The 19,384-nt window shown below is 44.2% G+C and carries 20 protein-coding genes; 1 reads left to right on the top strand and 19 read right to left on the bottom strand.

Translation table 11 applies throughout. The features are described from left to right. The first annotated feature begins 97 nt into the window (after positions 1–97). A complete protein-coding gene (locus tag INP51_RS01585; RefSeq protein WP_193736016.1) occupies positions 98–550 on the top strand; it encodes a hypothetical protein in 453 nt (150 codons plus the stop codon). A gap of 61 nt (positions 551–611) precedes the next feature. On the opposite strand, the gene INP51_RS01580 is transcribed toward INP51_RS01585, so the two are convergent. The 19 genes from INP51_RS01580 to INP51_RS01490 all read right to left on the bottom strand — a co-directional run bounded on the left by INP51_RS01580 (position 612) and on the right by INP51_RS01490 (position 19,381). Next, the gene (locus INP51_RS01580) at positions 612–1,049 is read right to left on the bottom strand and encodes a DUF1934 domain-containing protein (RefSeq protein ID WP_193736015.1); all 438 of its coding nucleotides are present in this window, start codon (positions 1,047–1,049) and stop codon (positions 612–614) included. Between the two features lie 23 nt (positions 1,050–1,072). Next, the gene (murI, locus tag INP51_RS01575) at positions 1,073–1,909 is read right to left on the bottom strand and encodes a glutamate racemase (RefSeq protein ID WP_193736014.1); all 837 of its coding nucleotides are present in this window, start codon (positions 1,907–1,909) and stop codon (positions 1,073–1,075) included. A gap of 107 nt (positions 1,910–2,016) precedes the next feature. Next, entirely contained in the window at positions 2,017–2,628 is a 612-nt protein-coding gene (gene spoIIR, locus INP51_RS01570) for a stage II sporulation protein R (RefSeq protein WP_193736013.1), read from the bottom strand. After that, positions 2,613–3,236, bottom strand: coding sequence for a Ger(x)C family spore germination protein (locus INP51_RS01565; RefSeq protein WP_193736012.1), 624 nt, complete (start codon positions 3,234–3,236; stop codon positions 2,613–2,615). The genes spoIIR and INP51_RS01565 overlap by 16 nt, the downstream gene beginning before the upstream one ends. Then, positions 3,236–4,339, bottom strand: a complete 1,104-nt coding sequence (locus INP51_RS01560; protein ID WP_193736011.1) for a GerAB/ArcD/ProY family transporter — start codon at positions 4,337–4,339, stop codon at positions 3,236–3,238. The genes INP51_RS01565 and INP51_RS01560 overlap by 1 nt, the downstream gene beginning before the upstream one ends. Further along, complete coding sequence (locus INP51_RS01555) at positions 4,326–5,822, bottom strand: spore germination protein (protein WP_193736010.1); 1,497 nt, start codon at positions 5,820–5,822, stop codon at positions 4,326–4,328. The genes INP51_RS01560 and INP51_RS01555 overlap by 14 nt, the downstream gene beginning before the upstream one ends. Before the next feature lie 133 nt (positions 5,823–5,955). Further along, the gene (locus INP51_RS01550) at positions 5,956–6,663 is read right to left on the bottom strand and encodes a GntR family transcriptional regulator (RefSeq protein WP_230406848.1); all 708 of its coding nucleotides are present in this window, start codon (positions 6,661–6,663) and stop codon (positions 5,956–5,958) included. 3 nt (positions 6,664–6,666) lie between these two features. Continuing rightward, positions 6,667–7,533: a 4-(cytidine 5'-diphospho)-2-C-methyl-D-erythritol kinase gene (gene ispE, locus INP51_RS01545; protein WP_193736009.1), complete on the bottom strand. Its 867-nt coding sequence runs from the start codon at positions 7,531–7,533 to the stop codon at positions 6,667–6,669. A 91-nt stretch (positions 7,534–7,624) separates the two neighbouring features. Then, entirely contained in the window at positions 7,625–9,184 is a 1,560-nt protein-coding gene (locus INP51_RS01540; RefSeq protein WP_193736008.1) for a DUF3794 and LysM peptidoglycan-binding domain-containing protein, read from the bottom strand. Next, entirely contained in the window at positions 9,138–9,608 is a 471-nt protein-coding gene (locus tag INP51_RS01535; protein ID WP_193736007.1) for a protease complex subunit PrcB family protein, read from the bottom strand. The genes INP51_RS01540 and INP51_RS01535 overlap by 47 nt, the downstream gene beginning before the upstream one ends. A gap of 126 nt (positions 9,609–9,734) precedes the next feature. After that, positions 9,735–10,475, bottom strand: a complete 741-nt coding sequence (locus INP51_RS01530) for a lysophospholipid acyltransferase family protein (protein WP_193736006.1) — start codon at positions 10,473–10,475, stop codon at positions 9,735–9,737. Between the two features lie 13 nt (positions 10,476–10,488). Next, the gene (locus INP51_RS01525) at positions 10,489–11,865 is read right to left on the bottom strand and encodes a UDP-N-acetylmuramoyl-tripeptide--D-alanyl-D-alanine ligase (protein ID WP_193736005.1); all 1,377 of its coding nucleotides are present in this window, start codon (positions 11,863–11,865) and stop codon (positions 10,489–10,491) included. Then, on the bottom strand, positions 11,862–12,905 hold the full coding sequence (locus tag INP51_RS01520; protein WP_193736004.1) for a D-alanine--D-alanine ligase family protein: 1,044 nt from the start codon (positions 12,903–12,905) through the stop codon (positions 11,862–11,864). The genes INP51_RS01525 and INP51_RS01520 overlap by 4 nt, the downstream gene beginning before the upstream one ends. Before the next feature lie 63 nt (positions 12,906–12,968). After that, a complete protein-coding gene (locus INP51_RS01515) occupies positions 12,969–14,408 on the bottom strand; it encodes a L,D-transpeptidase family protein (RefSeq protein WP_193736003.1) in 1,440 nt (479 codons plus the stop codon). A 155-nt stretch (positions 14,409–14,563) separates the two neighbouring features. Continuing rightward, positions 14,564–15,856, bottom strand: coding sequence for a PLP-dependent aminotransferase family protein (locus INP51_RS01510; RefSeq protein WP_193736002.1), 1,293 nt, complete (start codon positions 15,854–15,856; stop codon positions 14,564–14,566). A 166-nt stretch (positions 15,857–16,022) separates the two neighbouring features. After that, positions 16,023–16,880 carry a class I SAM-dependent methyltransferase gene (locus INP51_RS01505; RefSeq protein WP_193736001.1) on the bottom strand — a complete coding sequence of 286 codons (858 nt, stop codon included), beginning with the start codon at positions 16,878–16,880 and terminating at the stop codon, positions 16,023–16,025. Between the two features lie 423 nt (positions 16,881–17,303). Continuing rightward, the gene (locus INP51_RS01500; protein ID WP_207736891.1) at positions 17,304–17,921 is read right to left on the bottom strand and encodes an ECF transporter S component; all 618 of its coding nucleotides are present in this window, start codon (positions 17,919–17,921) and stop codon (positions 17,304–17,306) included. Continuing rightward, positions 17,911–18,540 carry a YkoF family thiamine/hydroxymethylpyrimidine-binding protein gene (locus INP51_RS01495; RefSeq protein ID WP_193736000.1) on the bottom strand — a complete coding sequence of 210 codons (630 nt, stop codon included), beginning with the start codon at positions 18,538–18,540 and terminating at the stop codon, positions 17,911–17,913. The genes INP51_RS01500 and INP51_RS01495 overlap by 11 nt, the downstream gene beginning before the upstream one ends. 67 nt (positions 18,541–18,607) lie before the next feature. Continuing rightward, positions 18,608–19,381, bottom strand: a complete 774-nt coding sequence (locus INP51_RS01490) for an energy-coupling factor transporter transmembrane component T family protein (RefSeq protein ID WP_193735999.1) — start codon at positions 19,379–19,381, stop codon at positions 18,608–18,610. Positions 19,382–19,384: the final 3 nt, after the last annotated feature.

Raw genomic sequence — 19,384 nt, 5'->3', positions numbered from 1 at the left:
GCCATTTAATTAAAAAAATGATACACTTTATACATCTCGGGCATAAATGCGGGCAATCCGCAGATATCAGATCCGGTATATCATAGGAGGTTAAGGTATGAAAGTCTGGCAGATTTTATTGATTATTCTTGCCGTACTGGCAGTATTACTGGTGGTACTGTATTATTTCGGAAAGAAGGCAGAGCGGAAACAGGCCGCACAGCAAGAACAGATTGAAGCGGCAAAGCAAACGGTTTCTATGCTGATCATAGATAAGAAACGATTAAAGATAACAGAATCAGGCCTTCCGCAGATGGTAATTGATCAGACTCCAAAATTGATGAAACGTTCAAAACTGCCGATCGTCAAGGCTAAAATCGGACCAAGAATCATGACCATGGTAGCTGACGAGAAGATCTTCGATCTCATTCCCGTAAAGAAAGAGGTAAAGGCAACCATCAGTGGCATCTATATCACAGATGTCAGGGGAATTCGAGGCCCTCTGACCGCGCCGGCAAAGAAAAAAGGATTCTGGAAGCGAACTCTTGACAAGGCAAGAGGAAACAGCTGAATACAATATCGTAAAATCACCCCCGGATACCACAGCGTGGCAGATTCGGGGGATTTTATTTTTAATCAGAAACTCTGGAACGTATCTTCATAGAAAGCGTACAGTCTGCGGCATAAGAGCCATTCATATCCAATGTATAATCCACGGACACATCTATAGCATCTTCCTGTTCATCGACCTGTATGTCTGTCGCTGCAATTCCCATATTCATCATTCCATAAGGAGTTTTGTATAGCGAGAGATTTTTCTTGTTTTTTTCAAAAATCATCTGTACATCGATCAGCCCTTTTCTATGTAGTTCAATCTTTTCCTGATTAAACTTCATGATATTATGGGTCTTGTTCTCAAAACCCTCCATGACCTCATCATAGACCAGATAACCTTTTCCGTTTTTTATATAATACGTTCCCGGTATCATTACTTCAACCGGACGGGCATCCAAATCATCTCCTGCCATATACTGAAGTCCCGACATACTGATCATAACATCTTTTTTCATCAGAAATTTCCCTTTCTTCCCAATCAGAAATCCTCAATCTGCACAAGTTCGGCAGATTCCACTTCGCAGGGGAGCACCGTATCAGCGAATGTATTAAATCGTTCAACTGCGTCACTGGCAAAAAAGCGGTATCTGCCGCACTGAAATTTCTTCTCTTTCACAAAATCACCGGGATTTTGAAGATTTAGGTCCTCTAACAGCTTTTTCAGTGCCACCGAGGTCTCATATGCCGGATTGACAAGTGTCACATCATCACCGACTACCTTTTTCAAAAGCGAACGCATCAGTGGATAATGCGTACAACCCATAATCAGTGTATCGATATCTTTATCCAAAACATCATCCAGATAACGGCAGGCTATCTCATATGTAATCCTATCCTTGGTCCATCCCTCTTCTACAAGGGGTACAAAGAGAGGACAAGCCTTGCCAAAAACTGTGATTTCGCTGTTATTACTGCGAAGCAGCGTCTGATAAAGATTGCTCTTAATCGTACTGTCTGTCGCTATCACACCAATCCTGTTGTTTCTCGTCGTCCGAAGTGCTGTATGAACTCCCGGAATTACCACCCCGATAATCGGAATATTGATTTCCTTTTCAATCGTGTCCATTGCAAGTGCGCTTGCTGTATTGCATGCCACAACAATCGCCTTCACATCCTTTGTCTCAAGAAAGCGAATAATCTGCCTGGAATAGCGCAAAACCGTCTCCTTCGATTTATTTCCATAGGGAACCCTGGCGGTATCTCCAAAATATACAATGTTCTCCTGAGGAAGATTCCGCATGAGTTCACGCACCACCGTGAGCCCGCCCACACCAGAATCAAACACGCCGATTGGCGCATATTTGTCTATTATCATAGCTGCAATTACTCCTAGTCTGTTATGCCTCTTACGGGCTTTTTTGCACATACGTACTGTGCCCCTTAAGTCCCAGGGTATTTTTTTATCTTCTCTATCATACCTTGTTATTCGGGCAATTTCAAGTCAAACCATCGAAAAGTAAAATGCGGCTTTTCTGTTTTTAATATGCTGTCATAGGCATCGTCACTTAGTACCTGATCCAATTTTTCCTCTTTCAGCACGGGGTGGAGAGAGTCCTGAAAACATAAAGATGGATAAAGCATGCACCACCAGTTATGGCCCCTAGCACGGCCAATTTTCACACGAAGTGCTTCGTATTGCCCGGCCGGAAATGTATACTCACCATAACTTTTCACGGGAAAATGATCTGTCTCGTAACTCACAGTGACAGAATCCATGTTTCCTTTCTTTTTCAGACACTTTTTTGCCTCACGCTGAAGATAATCGGTGTTATTTTTTAGGATTGCTTTTGTCTCTTCCAGGGAACCTGCATCACGGATCAAGAAATTGATATGGTCAAGCAGGCACTCTTTCACCTCTAATTTTATTTCTTGATCTTTCACCTGATCGCTGTCTGCAAGTACATGGAAACGTATCACCTCTTTTGCGATTTCCTGCTGCAATGCCGCCTCTTTTCCTTGTGTTTCTCCTGCAAATATCGCTGCAAAAATGCCCATGAATATGGCCGCCGCCCAGGTGATTACAGATCTTCGCATAATACCACCTGCCCATCTTTTACATTCAATGTCGGAATCTTCGAAATGACGCCAAAGTTATTCCATTCGTAATACAGGTCTTCCAGCGTAAGGCCCTTTTTTTTAATTTTCATATGATTTTCATACATTCCTCGCAGATACTCTCCAAGACTGTCCTCCTTTTCCTGACCGGTTATCATAATCTCTTCCAGCCGGGTGGTACGAAACACATAGGCATTCTTCCCAATCTCCGGTATGCCCTGCATCTCTTCAACGATCTTTCCATATGACTCCTTATCATCAAGAAGACTCTTATCGAAGATCACCGCCTGTACATGCCCAAGATCCAGATAATACTGCTGTGTTTTCGCATATTCTTCATGAATCTCGCTCATGGACTCTCCTCTTATTTTCAGAACTTCTGGTGTATCCTGCTCACCTTTTCCCTGCTCGGTTACTTCATTCAGATTTGCCATTCCGTAGATCACATAGTTACTGCCATCCTCATGGCCGAAAGCCAGAGTCATAGGGTAGTCTCTCTTTTCAGGCTCGACACCCCCACAGCCGACAAGAAACAGGGCTAACATGCCGACTCCTATGATTCCCGTTCTTTTTAATATCTCTCTCATCACTGATCTCCTTTTTTTCGAAATCCGGCCAGCAAAGTGATGATCACAAAAAGTGGTCCATAAAAAAACTTCAACAGCCGCATATATACATCCTCTATTACCATTCCCCGAAAATTCACTATAGATAACACCCATATAATCAAAGTCGCCGCTACAAGAATGCCTCTGGTATAACCTTCCCTTTTCTCAGAATCAAGCCCGCAGTTCTCGGGAAGAAAGATCTTTACACAGTAAAACATCAGACTTCCGATAGAAAATAGCAGTGAAAACAAAAGCAGCGCCATCCAGATAATATCAAACCGATCGAGAAATCCCCCCGGAAGATTCGTCCCGGCCATCAAGTTTAGTACTGGAAGTTCCATAGATTTCACCCCTGGGTATCCATACGTTCCAAGAAGAATCAGAACTGTGGCCCCAAAGAGAATACTCAAAGTCATCCATGCCTTTCCAATTGACCACGTCTGATTCGGATCACCTTTTATCTTTGTATACGCAAAAGGATAAAGACTTGTGATGCTTCCGACGCAAAAATATTGATACCCATAAAAAAATACAGATCGGGCATCCAAAGGTGGCATCTGTGTGCCATCCGGAACCCGCATATGAACTGCCGACAGGATTAAAAGCAAAACAAAACCCCAGAAAATCAGTGAAAAAGCCATCTCCCCCATGCGTGCTCTCTTCCTCGTATCGCTGCCCATGCCGATGACAGCAGCTGTCAGAATGAGGATCCTAACAAGATTCTGATTCATATTCGCAGACAGATAGATTTTTGTGATTTGACTGGTTTTCTCAAGAAGAAAGCTCCCTGTCAAAACTAAAAAGCTTCCATAGAATAAACGCATCAACCACTTTAATATGTTACCGGAAACAACCAGATCCTGTATTTCCTTTCGATTTTTCACGAGGATCCATAAGTATGCCAAAAGCACGCCATATCCCAGTACAATCCCAAGTATCGCATTGCGCCCTCCTCCTGCTGCTTCACCGGACAGGAGGAGGATTAGAGCACCGCCAAAAGTGATGACCAGCTGCCGTTTCATATGGCGGTTTGAAATCCCTGTATTCTCCGATGCTGTACTTTCCTTTTTATTTTGATTCATGTTTCTTCTCCTTCAGTCTCACCCTTTGTCCTTTATTCGCATATACCGGACGATATCGCATCCTTCGAAGAGGTGCTCTGATCATGCTGTCGCCTTCATTAACATAATCCGGTTTGTCCCGTCCGACAAACGGAATCAGATATGGAATCTGAAAACTGCTCAGGGCACTCAGGTGTCCTAACAGCAGGAAACCTCCTAATACGAGTCCAAAAGTTCCAAACAGTCCCCCCAACAATATAAATCCAAACTTTAGAATCCGAAAAGCCGCTGAAAACTCTTCATTCGGAATTGCAAAGGAAGAGAGAGCACTTACTGCAACCACAACAACCGTCATCGGACTTACAAGATTTGCGCTCACTGCCGCATCACCGATAATCAACCCACCCACGATACCGATCGTTCCGCCCAGTGGTCCGGGCATACGGATACTGGCTTCACGGATGAGTTCAAAGGCAAGTTCCATAAGAATAATCTCCACCATGCTGGGAAATGGAACTCCCCGGCGCGACTGAGCAAAGGAAAGGAGCAGATTAGTCGGAACCACCTGTGTATGAAAATTGATTACAGCAAGATAACTCCCTGATAAGCCCATTGCAATAAAAACCGCCACATATCGAATAAGTCTCTGAAACGTGACAATCTCGAAACGATTATAGCGGTCCTCGCTCACTTTCAAAAAACTGTCAAAAGTCGTGGGAATCATGACCGCCATCGGAGAATTATCACAGATGATAACCATCCTGCCGTTTAAAACCTCCATGGCTGCACGATCTGGGCGTTCCGTCGTCTCAAACTGCGGAAATGGAGATTTCCAGTTGTTTTCTGTCAGTTGTTCGAGCATTCCAGAATCTAGGACTCCATCAATCTCAAAGTTCTCAAGTTTCTCCTTCACCTCTGTAAGAAGGTGAGGCGGCATCAATTCTTTCATATAAACCAATGCGACCATCGTATCGGAGCGTACACCGATCATCATCTCCTCTACCTTCAGATCCGTACTTCTGACTCTCTTACGTATCAGTGCGGTATTCACCTTTTCCGAATCTGAAAACCCTTCCTGGGAACCTCTTAAGACTTTTTCGGACTCCGCTTTGGACACTCCCATGTTCGGATAACCTTTGCTGCTGATCTTTATAGCTTTATCATATCCGTCAAGGAAGAAGATTGCGTTTCCGGCCAGCATTGCCTTAAAGGCAGGTTCCATCTCCGTAAATTCTGCTGTATCCGAGATTCCAAGACCGTTATCTGCGACAAATTCCTTGATTTTATCCCCCGGGATCTCCCAGAGATGATTGATCAGCTTTCCGATCACGGAATCTTCCAGAGTCATGTTACTGACTGCAACCTCTATATACACCACAAGACATCTTACTTTTACCCCAGCTCCGAGTTTCATCGGACGGATGATAATATCAGCACATCCCTCACATCTCTCTCGAATGTATCTTTCATTTACTCCTATATCGTGACTTATTTTCTCAGACATTGAATGTATCCCTTTCATTTTTTGAGTCCCTCTGTCAACAGTATTTCCTGTTTATGGAAATTCATACGAGAAAAAGGGCTGCACACCAATTGAATGGTGCACAGCCCTTTTCCACTGCTTCTATTCTGCCTTTTCAGTCAGGATTCTCTCTTTTCCCCTCTTTCATCATGCTCATGATGGTATCCTGCTGTCTTTTAATATGAGTTATTGTATAGGCATAGGCTTCTTTCTCATCATGATTCTCAAGTGCCTTACAGATCTCATTGTGTTCTTTTATCAGGGATGAACGAATTTCCACATCCTTTAAATATTCTACACGATAACGATACATCTGTTCTCTTAAGTTTCCCAGAAGCTGTACCAGTCTCTGGTTATCTGTCGCCTGATAGATAAGATCATGAAAGTGTACATCCGCTTCTGCAAGGGCGGTGATGTCATCTTCTTTCACAGTATTCACCTGCTCTTCAAACTGCAGGGAGGCATCTTTCAACTTCTTTAACTGCTCCGGTGTAATTCTCTCACAGGCAAATTTCACTGCCAGCTCTTCAAGACCCATCCGTACTTCCAGCACATCCTTCAGATCCTTTTCGGTGATCTGCGCAACTTGTGCTCCCCTTCTCGGAATCATGATCACAAGCCCCTCTAGTTCCAGCATGCGAATCGCCTCGCGAACCGGTGTCCTTGACACACCCATGCGGTCCGCCAGTCTGATCTCCATCAGTCTCTCACCAGGCTGCAGTTCTCCCTTTAGAATCGCATCTCGAAGCGTATGAAATACCACGTCCCGGAGCGGCATATATTGGTAATCCCCCATGCTTAAAGTTAACGTATCTTTATCCATTCCTCATTTTCCTCTTCGCCCAAAAGGCTTTGTTAAAAAAATCTGTCTTACCAGACTTGTATGTTTCAGTTTACGATAAGCGCGCTGCGCCTTCTTCTCATCCTCAAAGATTCCAAACACAGACGGACCGCTTCCACTCATCATAGCGCTTAACGCTCCTAATTCTATCATCTTTGTCTCAATCTCATGAATAATGGGATATTCGCCTGCAGTCACATTCTCCAGCACATTCGACATACGTGATGTCACGCCTGTAAGAGATCCCTTGCTTATGGCAGTGATCATCCCGTCTATATCTGGATGATTTTTTACTTTTTCAAGATCCAGATTTTTATATACATACCGGGTTGAAACATTAATTCCGGGTTTAGCAACCAAAATATAACAAGGCGGCATCAAGCAAAGCGGTGTGAGCACCTCGCCGATTCCCTCGGCGAGTGCCGTTCCCCTTAAAATACAATAGGGAACGTCCGCACCAATTTTGGCACCCTTATCTTCCAATTGTTTTTGGGAAAGACCAAGGCCAAACATCCGATTCACTCCTACAAGAACCGCCGCAGCATCTGAGCTTCCCCCTCCGAGACCTGCTGCAACAGGGATAAATTTTACAAGATTGATATCCAGACCTTTCGTGATATGGTATTCATCCATCAGAAGTTTGGCTGCTCTGTAAACCAGGTTATTCTCCCCTGTCGGCAGATAGGGCAGATTCGTTTTGATATGGATCCCGACAATATCACTTTTATGCAGCTCAATCTGGTCATACATATGAATAGTCTGCATAATCATGCGGACCTCATGGTAGCCATCCTCACGCTTTTTCACCACATCAAGGCCCAGATTGATCTTCGCCATAGCCCGTAATTTCATAATTCACCTCATCTTTTGCTATACAAATATAGTAACTGATTTATATTCAAAATGCAAGCACGCGATTTTTTAACCGCGTGCCTGCATCCTGTTACTCTACCTTCTTAACCAGCAGCAGGGAATCCATAGGTTTGACATTCTCTGACGGCAGGTCATTTAATTTTATGATTTCATCCACAGTAGTATAAAATCTCTTGGCGATATCCCAAAGTGTGTCATTGTCCTGGACCATATAGCATACAATACCCGGCATTGCCCTTACTTCTTCTACATCAAGCGGTTCTTCCCTTATGGCATTTACAACAGCTTTCTTATGCTCACGCATCACAAGGGCATTCAGATTGATTACCACTTTTACCTCGATATCATTACTGTCGAGCATCATCGTGGACAGCTGCTCGATATCACTTTGCAGGTAATAGCGGCAGTCCTGGCTGATCCCCTGTGCCTCTACCACATGGCTGAATGGAATTGCTGTCTCCATAGAATAAAACGGCATATCGTCGTCGCTGATAATATACAGAATACGAAGCTGTACAATACCTTCTACATTGATCCCTTTCTCTGCCACCTGTGCGGAATCTATTTTTACGCTTCCCTCGCTGTGGCAGATCTGCAGAATCTTATTCGCCGGCTCCGGTACATTTATCTTATCTTCCACACGGCACTTCGAATAATTTTTAACCAAAAGGCTCTCTAATACTTCAGGCTTTGTGTCCAGCACAAACTTCTTATTTGGAGTGTACACATCCTCCACAATCTGGCAATTATTTTCCTTATACATCTTGATATCGAGTTCCAGCACGACATCCATCTGCAGGACACGTTCTTCTCCGTCGGCATCGGGTGCAACCTCCAGGTCACTTTGGCTCATATTTACCTCGATATTTGGAATCATATCCATCGTACAGCCGTCACACTCTACCTCCTGATGCCATGGGAGTGCCTGTTCCAGATACTGCAGAGGATGATCTTCATCGTCACCGGAATATAGGGTAAACAGAAACAACTCGCCTTTTACCTCTATCTTCCCATCCAGTCCCCTGATATCCAAAGCACGTACCTGCATATCCTTCCAGAGCACTGTATGAATATTCGGCTTATTCGAGGCAAGTGTCAGTTCTTTTTTTATCCTCATGGTGTCTTTTTTATGTACGCTAAGCTCCAACAGCGGTATCTCTGCTTTTTTTACCGATACACTGTCCGACTCTTTGACGTCGATCGGCAGAGAGATATCCTGTAACTCCTCCACATAAGCATGAAACGTAATCAGGGCACGCACGTTCAGTTTTCGGGAGTTGATCAATCGGATACTGAGGTCTTCCATATCCCATCTTAGACAGATCTTATCACCGCTTGCAGCTCCATCGAGATTGATATTCTCATCAATCGGAAGTGAGCCGTCCAGATTGTATATTCTTCTGATATCACCGTCAGAGACGTAAAGCAGATGGAAGTCCAAAGATCCGGTGATGTGAGCGTGCCCGTCACTGACAACAACTTCCGTAAGATTGACTTCTCCTTTTTTTTGTATCATGCGCCCTACATCTGGTTTAGAATCTGGCACATTGTAATCTTCATCAAACGTAATCTGGGTATTCGCATCACTTTTTCTGCAAATCTGATGCAGATTTTTCTTCGTTAATTCCATTCATTTCCCCTCCTGATTCTTCAAACATCACCGGGTATCCCGGATCTTCCAATTTTAAAACAAAATATGGCCTGGACCCGACGCCTTTTTGTTCTTCTTTGGTTTGGGGGCCAAGCAGTTCACTTTTTATGCGCAGCATCTCACCACGAATACCTACATCCAGAATACGGATGGAATAACCTCCGGTTTTCTGTTTTCCATATCCACGCATGCAAAAGAGCCATCCGTCACTTCTGTAGACCATCTGGAATGCCTCATCGCCCTGCTTTTCAATCAGCTGACTCACTTCATCTGGAATCTCCCCTGTTTTCAGCACGGTAAAGTCGCAAGCCTTGTACTCATCCCCGTCATTCTTTTTTGGAGAGCAGCTGATAGCTGCTGCCACAAACAGTGCACATATTAATAAGTAGGCAATTTTCTTCAATCTTTGGCCTCTACCCGCTCTTTATTGGTATTGTATGCATGATACCCGATGATTAGAATAAAAAACTGCCGCAGACCAAATGAAATCGGCCATACAGCAGTGCATAACAATTGTTTATCCTGTCCTCTATAAAAGGGAGCGATTTTTTTCCAGCATTTCTTCGATCACTTTTCCAGTATATCCTCCGAGATGTTTTCTCTCTTCTGGGGATAACTCAGAAGGGATAATCGGTTTTCCGTATTCGAGAATCACGTGTGTTGATTTGATTTTCGGAAACTGTGTTTCCAAAATTCGATTTGTTCCTGTAAGCGCCATCGGTATAATCGGACAATTTGTTTTCTGTGCGATCTTGAAGCTTCCCTCATGAAAAGGAAGAAGCGGAGTCTCTGTCTCTTGCTTGCTTCTTGTCCCCTCCGGAAAGATGCAGATGGAAATACCATTATTAATATCTTCGATACAGGATAGGATCATCTTAAGTCCTTGTCTCAGATCCTTCCTGTCAAGGAAATGGCAGTGCAGATATTTCATCCAGGTGCATAGCAGCGGGATCTTTTTCATTTCCTTCTTTGCCACATACCCGGTCAGTCCCGGACATCTTGAATATGTTATAATCGGATCAAAGTTACTGCGGTGATTTCCAATATAGAGGACTGCCTGATCCTTCGGGACGTTATCCTCGCCTATCACATCCAGTTTCACTCCGGCACCCCATAAGATAACTTTGAAGATCCACTGAACCATGCGTAAAGAGGTGATATCCTTCACATGGGGGTTAAATTTACCTATCAGCCATTCCACAGCCAGCACTGGTATCGTTAAAATTAAATATGCAACTGCAAAAAACAGCACTAATATTAATCGTAGCATCTGCATCTCCCTCCTACTTCTCTTCTCGTTCCAGATACTTCACGACCTTGTCAAACTCCATGGAATGTGACGCCTTTACAAGAATCGTATCCCCGTCCTTAAGCAGAATGGGCAGCCAGTCAAGCAAAGCATCCTTATCCACAAAATGGCGGACATCCAGTTTTGAATTGCTTTTTTTAGCGGCAGCGGCCAGACTTTCACTTAAACGTCCGGTGCAGTACAGAGCATCCAGTTTCAGGCTCCCGGCAAATGTACCCACCTCTTCATGCAGATCTTTCTCGTCTTTTCCAAGCTCAGCCATATCGCCGAGGATTGCCACTTTTCGTCCTTCACCATCCTGAAGAACTTCCAGGGAAGCCTTCATGGACATGGGATTTGCATTGTAGCAGTCATCGATAATCTGATACCTGGAGGTTGTGATAATATGGAATCTCCCCTCAAGCGGCTGAAAACTTTCTATTCCGGATTTAATTTGCTCCAGCGTGAGACCATAGAGAATACCCGCACAGGTACCCGCAAGGGCATTGTACACCATATGTTTTCCAGGCATCGGGACAAGTGTTTTAAAACTGCCCGCAGGCGTATGAATTGTACAGGACACACCCGAAAATCCCATTGATTTTATCTCATCGGCATAGACGTCATTCTTCTGATTGAGTCCAAATTTTACAGGCTTTATTCCATGAACATCACAGACCTGCTCCAACTTGTCGTCATCTCCGTTCAAGATTACATGTCCGTCATCTCTGACATATTCAAATATCTCTGTCTTCGCTTTGAAAACTCCATCCCGGTCCTTTAAGTTTTCCAGATGACAATATCCAATGTTTGTGATCATGGCCGTCTTGGGACGTGCAATCTCGGCAAGTGTACGCATCTCGCCGAAATCACTGATTCCCATCTCCAAAATCGCCATCTCATCCTCATCGCGAAGCCGAAAGACAGTGAGCGGAAGCCCCAGTTCATTGTTAAAGTTTCCCTGTGTCTTTAAAACATGATATTTCTGTGATAAAACAGCCGCCGTCATCTCCTTCGTACTGGTCTTTCCGACACTTCCGGTAATCCCAATCACAGGGATTTTAAGTTGTTGAAGATAATATTCGGCCAGATCCTTCAAAGCTTTCAGTGACGACTCAACTCGAATGTAAGGAAAGTTTTGTATTCCCAGATCTTTCTCGGAGAGCACAGCAAGTGCACCCTTTTCAATTACCTGGTCTATAAAATCATGCCCGTCTACCCGACTTCCCTGAATCGGCACGAACAGACAGCCATCTGATACTTTTCGGCTGTCTGTCGTGATATCCGATACACAGACGGTTTTTTTTCCTTCTGTACCGATATAACTTCCGCCGCATGCGTTTGCTATATGCTCCAGTGTCATATTCTTCATTCTTTTTTCTCCTGTGCCTGTAGTGACAGGCTAACCAGCTTTTCGCAGAGTGCAGGGTAGTCAATTCCAATTGCTGCTGCCTCCTGCGGGAGCAGACTGGTGCTGGTCATGCCCGGAAGTGTATTCGCTTCCAGACAATACATCTTTTTGTCTTCTCTCATCATAAAATCGAGTCTGCAGTAACTCTTAATTCCCAGAGCCTTGGCACCCATAACAGCGTATTCCTGCATCTTATGTGTCGTTTCATCATCTAAGTCAGCAGGGCAGGTCTCTATTGTGGAGCCGGCCTCATACTTATTCTTATAGTCGTAAAATCCCTGTATCGGTGCTATCTCGATGACAGGATATGCCTTGGAATCGACCACACCTACAGAGAACTCACGGCCATACACATATTCCTCAACTACTACTTCCGATTCATAAAAAAATGCGTCCTGAAGGGCTTTTTCGTACTCTTCCTGAGTATTGACGATAGACACTCCCACACTGGAGCCGCCGCAGCAGGGCTTCACCACCAGTGGAAAAGTAAGATCATACGCAGCCGGATGAACAGAATATCCTTTGTTTGCGTTAATCGTTATACCCTTCGGTGTCGGAACACCATGAATTTCGAATAGTTCTTTTGAAAGCCCTTTGTCCATTGCAATAGCAGAACTGAGATAATCGGTCCCGGTATATAAAATCCCGAAAAGATCGAATGCGGCCTGCACCTTTCCATCTTCACCATTGGCCCCATGCAAAGCTAGAAATACAACATCCGCCTTCTGACAGATCTCGATTACATGTGATCCAAAAAATTCTATTCGCTCTCTGGCAGTTTTCTGAACTTCCCCTGAATTCGCCCTCATCTTATCCGCAGCGCGATCTATATCATAATCCGGACCAAATAACGGTTCTGTAACCTCATCTAGCCCAAAGAATACATCTAAAAGTATTGCCTGATGTCCCTTCTCTCGTAATGCCCTGCACACCATGGTGCCGGAATCAATAGAGACTTCTCTCTCTGTGCTGGTTCCTCCGGCTAATACTACGATATTCATGTTATTGTTCCTCCTATTTGTTTCATTATGAAAATTTGCACTAGTTCCCTGTGGCGTCCAGCATCAGATGCTGTTTTCCTGGGTTGGCTGCGGGCCTACAACCTGATCTGTACTATAATATACGATCACAGGAGAGCCGATGCCGACTGTATTAAAGATTTTTTCTGCGGCATCGACTGGAGTATTAATGCACCCATGTGATCCGCTATTCTGGTAAAATGTGGGAGTATACATCTCCTCAGTGCGCCAGCTTGCGTCGTGAATTCCCACATCCCCGTTAAAAGGAAGCCAGAAATTTACATGTACAGGATATCTTTTAAAGTCTGCGTCTCGCTTTTTTGCATCGATTGCCCATACGTGGCCTGACGGTGTGTCATGCCCTGTAGAATGATTGCCTGTAATAACGGGAGTCTCCACAATCAGCTGTCCGTCTTTGTAACACCACATCTTCTGTTCACTGATGCTGATCTCCACATAAGTGCCGCCAATATCATTCTTTGAGCGGTCCATCCCCTTATATGTATATTCCGGCTCTCTAGTCTCCTGTGTGCCGGATTGAATGGCTTCTATCAACGAAGAAGTCGTCTCTTTCTGGTTGATCAGCCATCCATAGTCTCCGCCATAGGGCAGCTGAATCACCTGCCCTGAATGTGTTGTAAAATCTCTGGCAAGTCCGAATGTATCAGTCTCATATGCCATCTGCCTTACCCACTTGGCAGCGCCGGATTCATCCACTGTGTAGTTTCCGTCATCGCCTTTGACCAGCCAGTCCTTGATCACACTGCGATCCGCCGTAAACTTCCGGTCATCTCCAAAATCATAGGTGATATTCGCAGTTGTAAGAGCATTCATCTGATCCATGTCTTTTTTCAGTGATTCATCTGTACTCACAACCGAAGGTTTTTCATAGAGATCTTCTTTTTCAAGATCAAGTGCCTCTTTTCCGGTATCGATCGCATTGATCACCGCATTCTTCATATCATCACGCTTTAATGTACTTCCCGGATTCTCCGGAACGATAGCAAAACCATTATCTTCAGGCTGAACGAAGGCATCTTGGGGCGGTGTCTGATTGTCGCTTTGAAGGCAGGAAAGCCCCTCAAGAATTCCATCGACAATACTCTTATCATATGAAACATTCGCCGCCAACTCATAGTTTTTTCTCTTCCCGGCAGAAACAGGCCACAAAAAAGCCTTTTGTTCTTTCAAAAGCTTTTCTACACCTTTATCATCTACATAAGTAAGACCGAGCTGATCTGCTGTAATCTTCTCGGTATTTCCTCCGCGCTCTTTTATTGTAAGAATATATTCTGATATGTGATCTTGTTGGGCTTTCTTTGCCTGCTGGACAGTCATCTTACTTACATCTGCACCATTAATCGTGGTTCCTGTTATAAAATGTGAGTGAAAGAAGAGGCTTATTCCAAGGTAAACACCAATCAGGATCATCAGGATCCCAACAAGGATACCCAAAACAATCTTTTTCTTTTTTAATCTATTCATAATATATATACCTTGCCTTTACCTTAATGCTTTTAATTCCCCTTATCCGTAAGTATATCACCAGTCCTGATTGCGGTAAAGACTTTTCGAAAGGAGGATGCAAAAAAGGGACAGCGCGGAATATCCAGTATCCACTCTGCCCCTTTTTCCTTTCCCTACATTTCCCTCAGAAGATGCTCTGCGCTGATCAGTTTTACACTCACTGCAAACACCTTGGCCGCCAGGATCAATTCCGAAAGTGTCGGGCAGGTAGGCGCAATACGAATGTTGGAATCTTTGGGGTCTTTTCCGTAAGGATAGGTTGCCCCTGCTCCTGTCAGAACAAGTCCTGCCTCTTTCGCCTTTACGACAATCTCTTTCGCACAGCCCGGCATTGCATCAAAGGAAATAAAATATCCGCCCAGCGGACGAGTCCAGTTCCCGATACCCAGACCCCCCAGGGACTCTTCAAGGATGCTCTCCACTGCTTCAAATTTTGGCCGGAGAATATCCGCCTCCTTCTTCATATGAGCCTTCACACCGTCAAGACTTTTAAAATATTTCACATGGCGAAGCTGATTCAGTTTATCATTTCCAATTGTCTGAAAAGACATATACTCTTTGATCTGCTCCAAATTCGCATCAGAACTGATAATAGCCGAGATTCCTCCTCCGGCAAAACTAACCTTGGATGTGGATATGAACTCATAAACCATATCCGGTTTTTGGGCTTTTTCACACTCTGTCAAGATGTCCGGAATCTGTGCCTGCTTTTCTGCCTCTTCGTACAGATGATGAATCCCATACGCATTATCCCAGTAAATGCGGAAATCCTCTGCTGCAGGGTCCAAAGATGCCATTCTCCTCACCGTCTCATCAGAATACACATAGCCCTGCGGATTGGAATACTTTGGAACACACCAAATACCTTTAACCGCGGGATCCTCTGATACCAGTTTTTCGACAAGATCCATATCCGGACCGTCCTCTGTCATCGGAATATTGATCATCTCAACACCAAAGTATTCTGTCACTGCAAAATGGCGGTCATATCCGGGAACCGGACAGAGAAATTTTACACAATCTAATTTTGACCATGGAATACTTCCCAGTACACCATGGGAATATGATCTCGATACCGTATCAAACATCAGCTGAAGGCTTGAGTTTCCTCCCAGAATCACACGATCCGCAGACACTCCGGCAATATCTCCCAGAAGTTTCCTCGCTTCGGGTAGTCCGATCGGAGCTCCGTAATTTCTACAGTCCAGACCGTTTTCAGCCTTTACGTCTTCATTATCAGTTATAATGCCAAGCATTTTCTCCGCCAAATCCAGCTGCTCAACTGAGGGCTTTCCCCTGGACATGTCAAGTGACAGTCCTTTTGCCTTAATGTCCTGATATTCTGCTTCCAATTGTGATTTCAAAGCCAGCAATTCTTCCTTATTTAACTCGCTATATGCTTTCATAATATACGATTCCCTCCTTGACAAGTTCATTTACATCATTGTTATCTATTTTATTACTCAGATTGAACTTCTGTCAAGGTATTCTTTCATATTACACAATATTCTTCCTATATTCTCGCTTTTACTCTCAGCTTTTTGAATTATTCTTTATCATAACTTGCATTTATTATCGTTCCCATCTTCCGGATGCTCCACAGGGCAGAATCAGTCCCGAAGACATGACTGGAAGTCCGATCTCCTCAGCTTCTACATAGCCGCCGTATTTCTTAAGTGCCACGGAAAGCATATAGCCAAGAACTGACGGCGCAAGTCCGGTCGTATAGGAGTTCACCAGGAAAAACAGGGGCTCCTCACTTAATATCTGTGTGCAGAGCATGATAAAGGGAAAAATCGATTCCTCTATCTTCCAGATTTCGCCCTTGGGACCCCTTCCATATGAGGGCGGATCCATGATAATCCCATCATAATGATGCCCCCTTCTGATTTCACGTTCCACAAATTTCTTGCAATCATCCACAAGCCATCGTACAGGGGCCTGTTCAAGTCCTGATTCTACTGCATTTTCTTTTGCCCAGGTCACCATACCTTTCGAAGCATCCACATGTGTCACGGATGCACCGGCTTGTGCTGCCGCCAGGGTGGCACCTCCGGTATATGCAAATAAATTCAATACTTTTATAGGTCTGTTTGCATTTTTAATCTTATCTGAAAACCAATCCCAGTTTACCGCCTGTTCCGGGAACAGACCCGTGTGCTTAAAACTGAAAGGCTTCAAGTGAAAATTTAAATCCCGATATGAGATCTTCCACTGTTCGGGGAGATTGAAGAATTCCCATTCTCCGCCGCCTTTACTGCTTCTGTGATAATGGCCGTTTATCTTCTGCCAGTCTGGATGTTTACGCGGCGTGCTCCAGATCACCTGTGGATCTGGTCTCACCAAAATATACTTTCCCCATCTCTCTAGCTTTTCTCCGTCAGAAGTGTCCAGCACTTCATAGTCTTTCCATTTGTCTGCAATCCACATCTATATTTTTATCCTCTCTTGTTTGTCTGGGCCGAGGGATATGCCTTTTTCATGTGAACATGAAAAAGAGCACGAGATTCCCTGGGGCGCTGCATTCTTGTTTGTCTAGGCCGCGGGGATATGCCTTTTTCATGTGAACATGAAAAAGAGCACGAGATTCCCTGGGGTGTTCCGCACCGATGATGATACCACGGATTGCTCCGCCCTTTCGGGCTCCCGCAATCCTCAAACATTCGAATTCCGCCCTGTTCGGGCTTCATTCTCATGTTTGTTCGGGTCCCAAAGTTATGCTTTTTCATGCAAGCATGAAACGCATAACCTTTTGACCCTGGTATCATACATTATATCAGGTTTTTTTTCTTATACAAGAAAAAACGAGGCAGCTGCAGGATATCTCTGTGCTGTCTCGTTATGGATTGATCTTTATTTCTCTGCAGCTTGAGCAGAAACTTTTTTTTCCTTTTTCTCTGCCATTTCACGTCCCAAGGGAAATGTTGACAGGGCTCCTGTAGCCGCGAGTCCGTCACCGATGGCCTTGCCCAGCAGGCCTGCAAGTATTGCACCTGAAACAAGACGGATCGCCAGCATTGAAATCAGCATTGGCACCGGGAAGGATCCATATCCATAGAGAAAATAGGTATAGATAAAAGTTGTGACACTTGGTGCCATGCCCGCTAAAACCAGTACCGGAGTTGAATAATTCTTCCATTTCGTAATTGCGAATACCGCCTCTGATGCGATGCCCTGTACAAAAGCACCGATAAAAACCCCTACTCCTGCCGGTGTTCCGAGAAGTACCTCACCGAGGGCCGCAAGCATCTCGGCTCCAAGTGCAATTCCAGGTTTTCTGATAATGTAAAATGCCGTGATTGATGCAGTAAACCAGATACCATAAACAAGTTCCAACCCGTAAGGCCCAAGTATACCATTGACAAGTCCCCAGATACCGACGCCACCCATATACAGTGCCCCAAAGGCAATCCCCAGTACACAAAGTACTATAATATCTTTCAATGTCCATTTGAATCTTTTAATCATCATTTTTCTCCTCGTCTGTATCAATCGTTTCTCTTTCTTTAGAGGGACTGCCTTTCGAGAATAACGCATGGATGACCGTGTGTGAATTCTTTTCACATACTCTTTTCATCGAAGATTCAAGCAGCGAAAAGATGTCTTGTGCTTTTCCATCGATCCTTGTGCAGTAATGGGAGGCGGTCACCCGTACATCAGCTTCCTTTTTAAACCTTTCAATCTCATCAATAATAATGGGAAAATATTCTTCATTTCCCAGGGGATATAATGACCATGCACATGCTGTATGAATCTTTGATCCGGGAATATCTTCTTTTTCGTTAATGGAAACATCAAAGTCGAAGTCTTCGGGCACATCACCGGGACATCCGACAGAAAACAGAACATCTGCCGTGACATGTCCGCCGGCGTAAGCTGCTCGGCAAAAAACTTCTTTCACATAATTAAATACACGTCCGAGTCTTCCCTGAACTGTTGTGCCAAGATCATCCGTTCTGACATAAATTCCTTTATGATCACTTTCCTTTACAGCATTCAGGATGATATCGGCAAAATCATCCTGCATGGGATAGATACCAATTCTGGCACCTGCCACCGAGTTCTTTAAGTTGTTGTTACATGATGACATAATTTCTTATTCCTCCTCTATCTTATAATTATACTCTCTTTTGCGGCGTCATCTTCATGATAAAATGTTAAAATCCCTTCCACCTGTGAAAGATAAGAAGCCATCCCATCTGCCATGATACGAACAAAATCACTGCGATCAGAAGACATGCCGCTGTCACAAAGGCTGTATCAGAAACTTTCCATCGAATCGATCTGTGGTAAGTCCGATGCATGCCTGTCTCGAATCCTCTGGCCTCCATCGCCACAGAAACCTGCTCCGCCCGCCGTATATTCGAAGCTAAAAGAGGAATTGCCTTACGGTACCATGAAATTTTTCCGGATCCTTTTTTATCATGAACGGCTGCCCGAATCTGATGCGCAGCATCAATCTGTGCAAGATCCGATTTCATCAGAGGATAGAAGCGAAAGGCCGTTAAAACCCCATACGCAATTGCGGGATTCAGATGACATTGCTGAATCAGGCTCAGTAATAAATCATCCGCATCTGTCGTTGAAATAAATAAAATCGAGGAAAATGAGATAGTCAATATCCTGAAAAATATCGATATTCCAATAGCGAGCCCCTGATCCGTGAAATGAAAAAGCACAAATGTACCAATGATCCGCGCATGATCTGTGCGGGCAAATGCTGCGTTCATCCACAGCATTGCCAGAGCGAAGACGCCCATCGGCATCATGGTTTTGAGACTGTTTACAGTAAATGCACGAGAACAGATTCCATAGATGACACACGTCATAAAAAGAAGAATGATCGTAAATGGGTCTGAGATACACACACTGCATAAAAGGATGACCAAATTCACGAGTAATTTTGCTGTCGGGTTTATATTTTTATTCATCGT

Source organism: Blautia liquoris (genome assembly GCF_015159595.1).
Taxonomy (GTDB): domain Bacteria; phylum Bacillota; class Clostridia; order Lachnospirales; family Lachnospiraceae; genus Novisyntrophococcus; species Novisyntrophococcus liquoris.
This window is presented reverse-complemented; position numbering and strand designations above follow the sequence as displayed.

Excerpts from the sequence above, each read along its gene's own strand:
- INP51_RS01585 (WP_193736016.1), top strand. The coding sequence starts at position 98 with ATGAAAGTCTGGCAGATTTTATTGATTATTCTTGCCGTACTGGCAGTA.
- INP51_RS01580 (WP_193736015.1), bottom strand. The coding sequence starts at position 1,049 with ATGAAAAAAGATGTTATGATCAGTATGTCGGGACTTCAGTATATGGCA.
- murI (WP_193736014.1), bottom strand. The coding sequence starts at position 1,909 with ATGATAATAGACAAATATGCGCCAATCGGCGTGTTTGATTCTGGTGTG.
- spoIIR (WP_193736013.1), bottom strand. The coding sequence starts at position 2,628 with ATGCGAAGATCTGTAATCACCTGGGCGGCGGCCATATTCATGGGCATT.
- INP51_RS01565 (WP_193736012.1), bottom strand. The coding sequence starts at position 3,236 with ATGAGAGAGATATTAAAAAGAACGGGAATCATAGGAGTCGGCATGTTA.
- INP51_RS01560 (WP_193736011.1), bottom strand. The coding sequence starts at position 4,339 with ATGAATCAAAATAAAAAGGAAAGTACAGCATCGGAGAATACAGGGATT.
- INP51_RS01555 (WP_193736010.1), bottom strand. The coding sequence starts at position 5,822 with ATGTCTGAGAAAATAAGTCACGATATAGGAGTAAATGAAAGATACATT.
- INP51_RS01550 (WP_230406848.1), bottom strand. The coding sequence starts at position 6,663 with ATGGATAAAGATACGTTAACTTTAAGCATGGGGGATTACCAATATATG.
- ispE (WP_193736009.1), bottom strand. The coding sequence starts at position 7,533 with ATGAAATTACGGGCTATGGCGAAGATCAATCTGGGCCTTGATGTGGTG.
- INP51_RS01540 (WP_193736008.1), bottom strand. The coding sequence starts at position 9,184 with ATGGAATTAACGAAGAAAAATCTGCATCAGATTTGCAGAAAAAGTGAT.
- INP51_RS01530 (WP_193736006.1), bottom strand. The coding sequence starts at position 10,475 with ATGCTACGATTAATATTAGTGCTGTTTTTTGCAGTTGCATATTTAATT.
- INP51_RS01525 (WP_193736005.1), bottom strand. The coding sequence starts at position 11,865 with ATGAAGAATATGACACTGGAGCATATAGCAAACGCATGCGGCGGAAGT.
- INP51_RS01520 (WP_193736004.1), bottom strand. The coding sequence starts at position 12,905 with ATGAATATCGTAGTATTAGCCGGAGGAACCAGCACAGAGAGAGAAGTC.
- INP51_RS01515 (WP_193736003.1), bottom strand. The coding sequence starts at position 14,408 with ATGAATAGATTAAAAAAGAAAAAGATTGTTTTGGGTATCCTTGTTGGG.
- INP51_RS01510 (WP_193736002.1), bottom strand. The coding sequence starts at position 15,856 with ATGAAAGCATATAGCGAGTTAAATAAGGAAGAATTGCTGGCTTTGAAA.
- INP51_RS01505 (WP_193736001.1), bottom strand. The coding sequence starts at position 16,880 with ATGTGGATTGCAGACAAATGGAAAGACTATGAAGTGCTGGACACTTCT.
- INP51_RS01500 (WP_207736891.1), bottom strand. The coding sequence starts at position 17,921 with ATGATGATTAAAAGATTCAAATGGACATTGAAAGATATTATAGTACTT.
- INP51_RS01495 (WP_193736000.1), bottom strand. The coding sequence starts at position 18,540 with ATGTCATCATGTAACAACAACTTAAAGAACTCGGTGGCAGGTGCCAGA.
- INP51_RS01490 (WP_193735999.1), bottom strand. The coding sequence starts at position 19,381 with ATGAATAAAAATATAAACCCGACAGCAAAATTACTCGTGAATTTGGTC.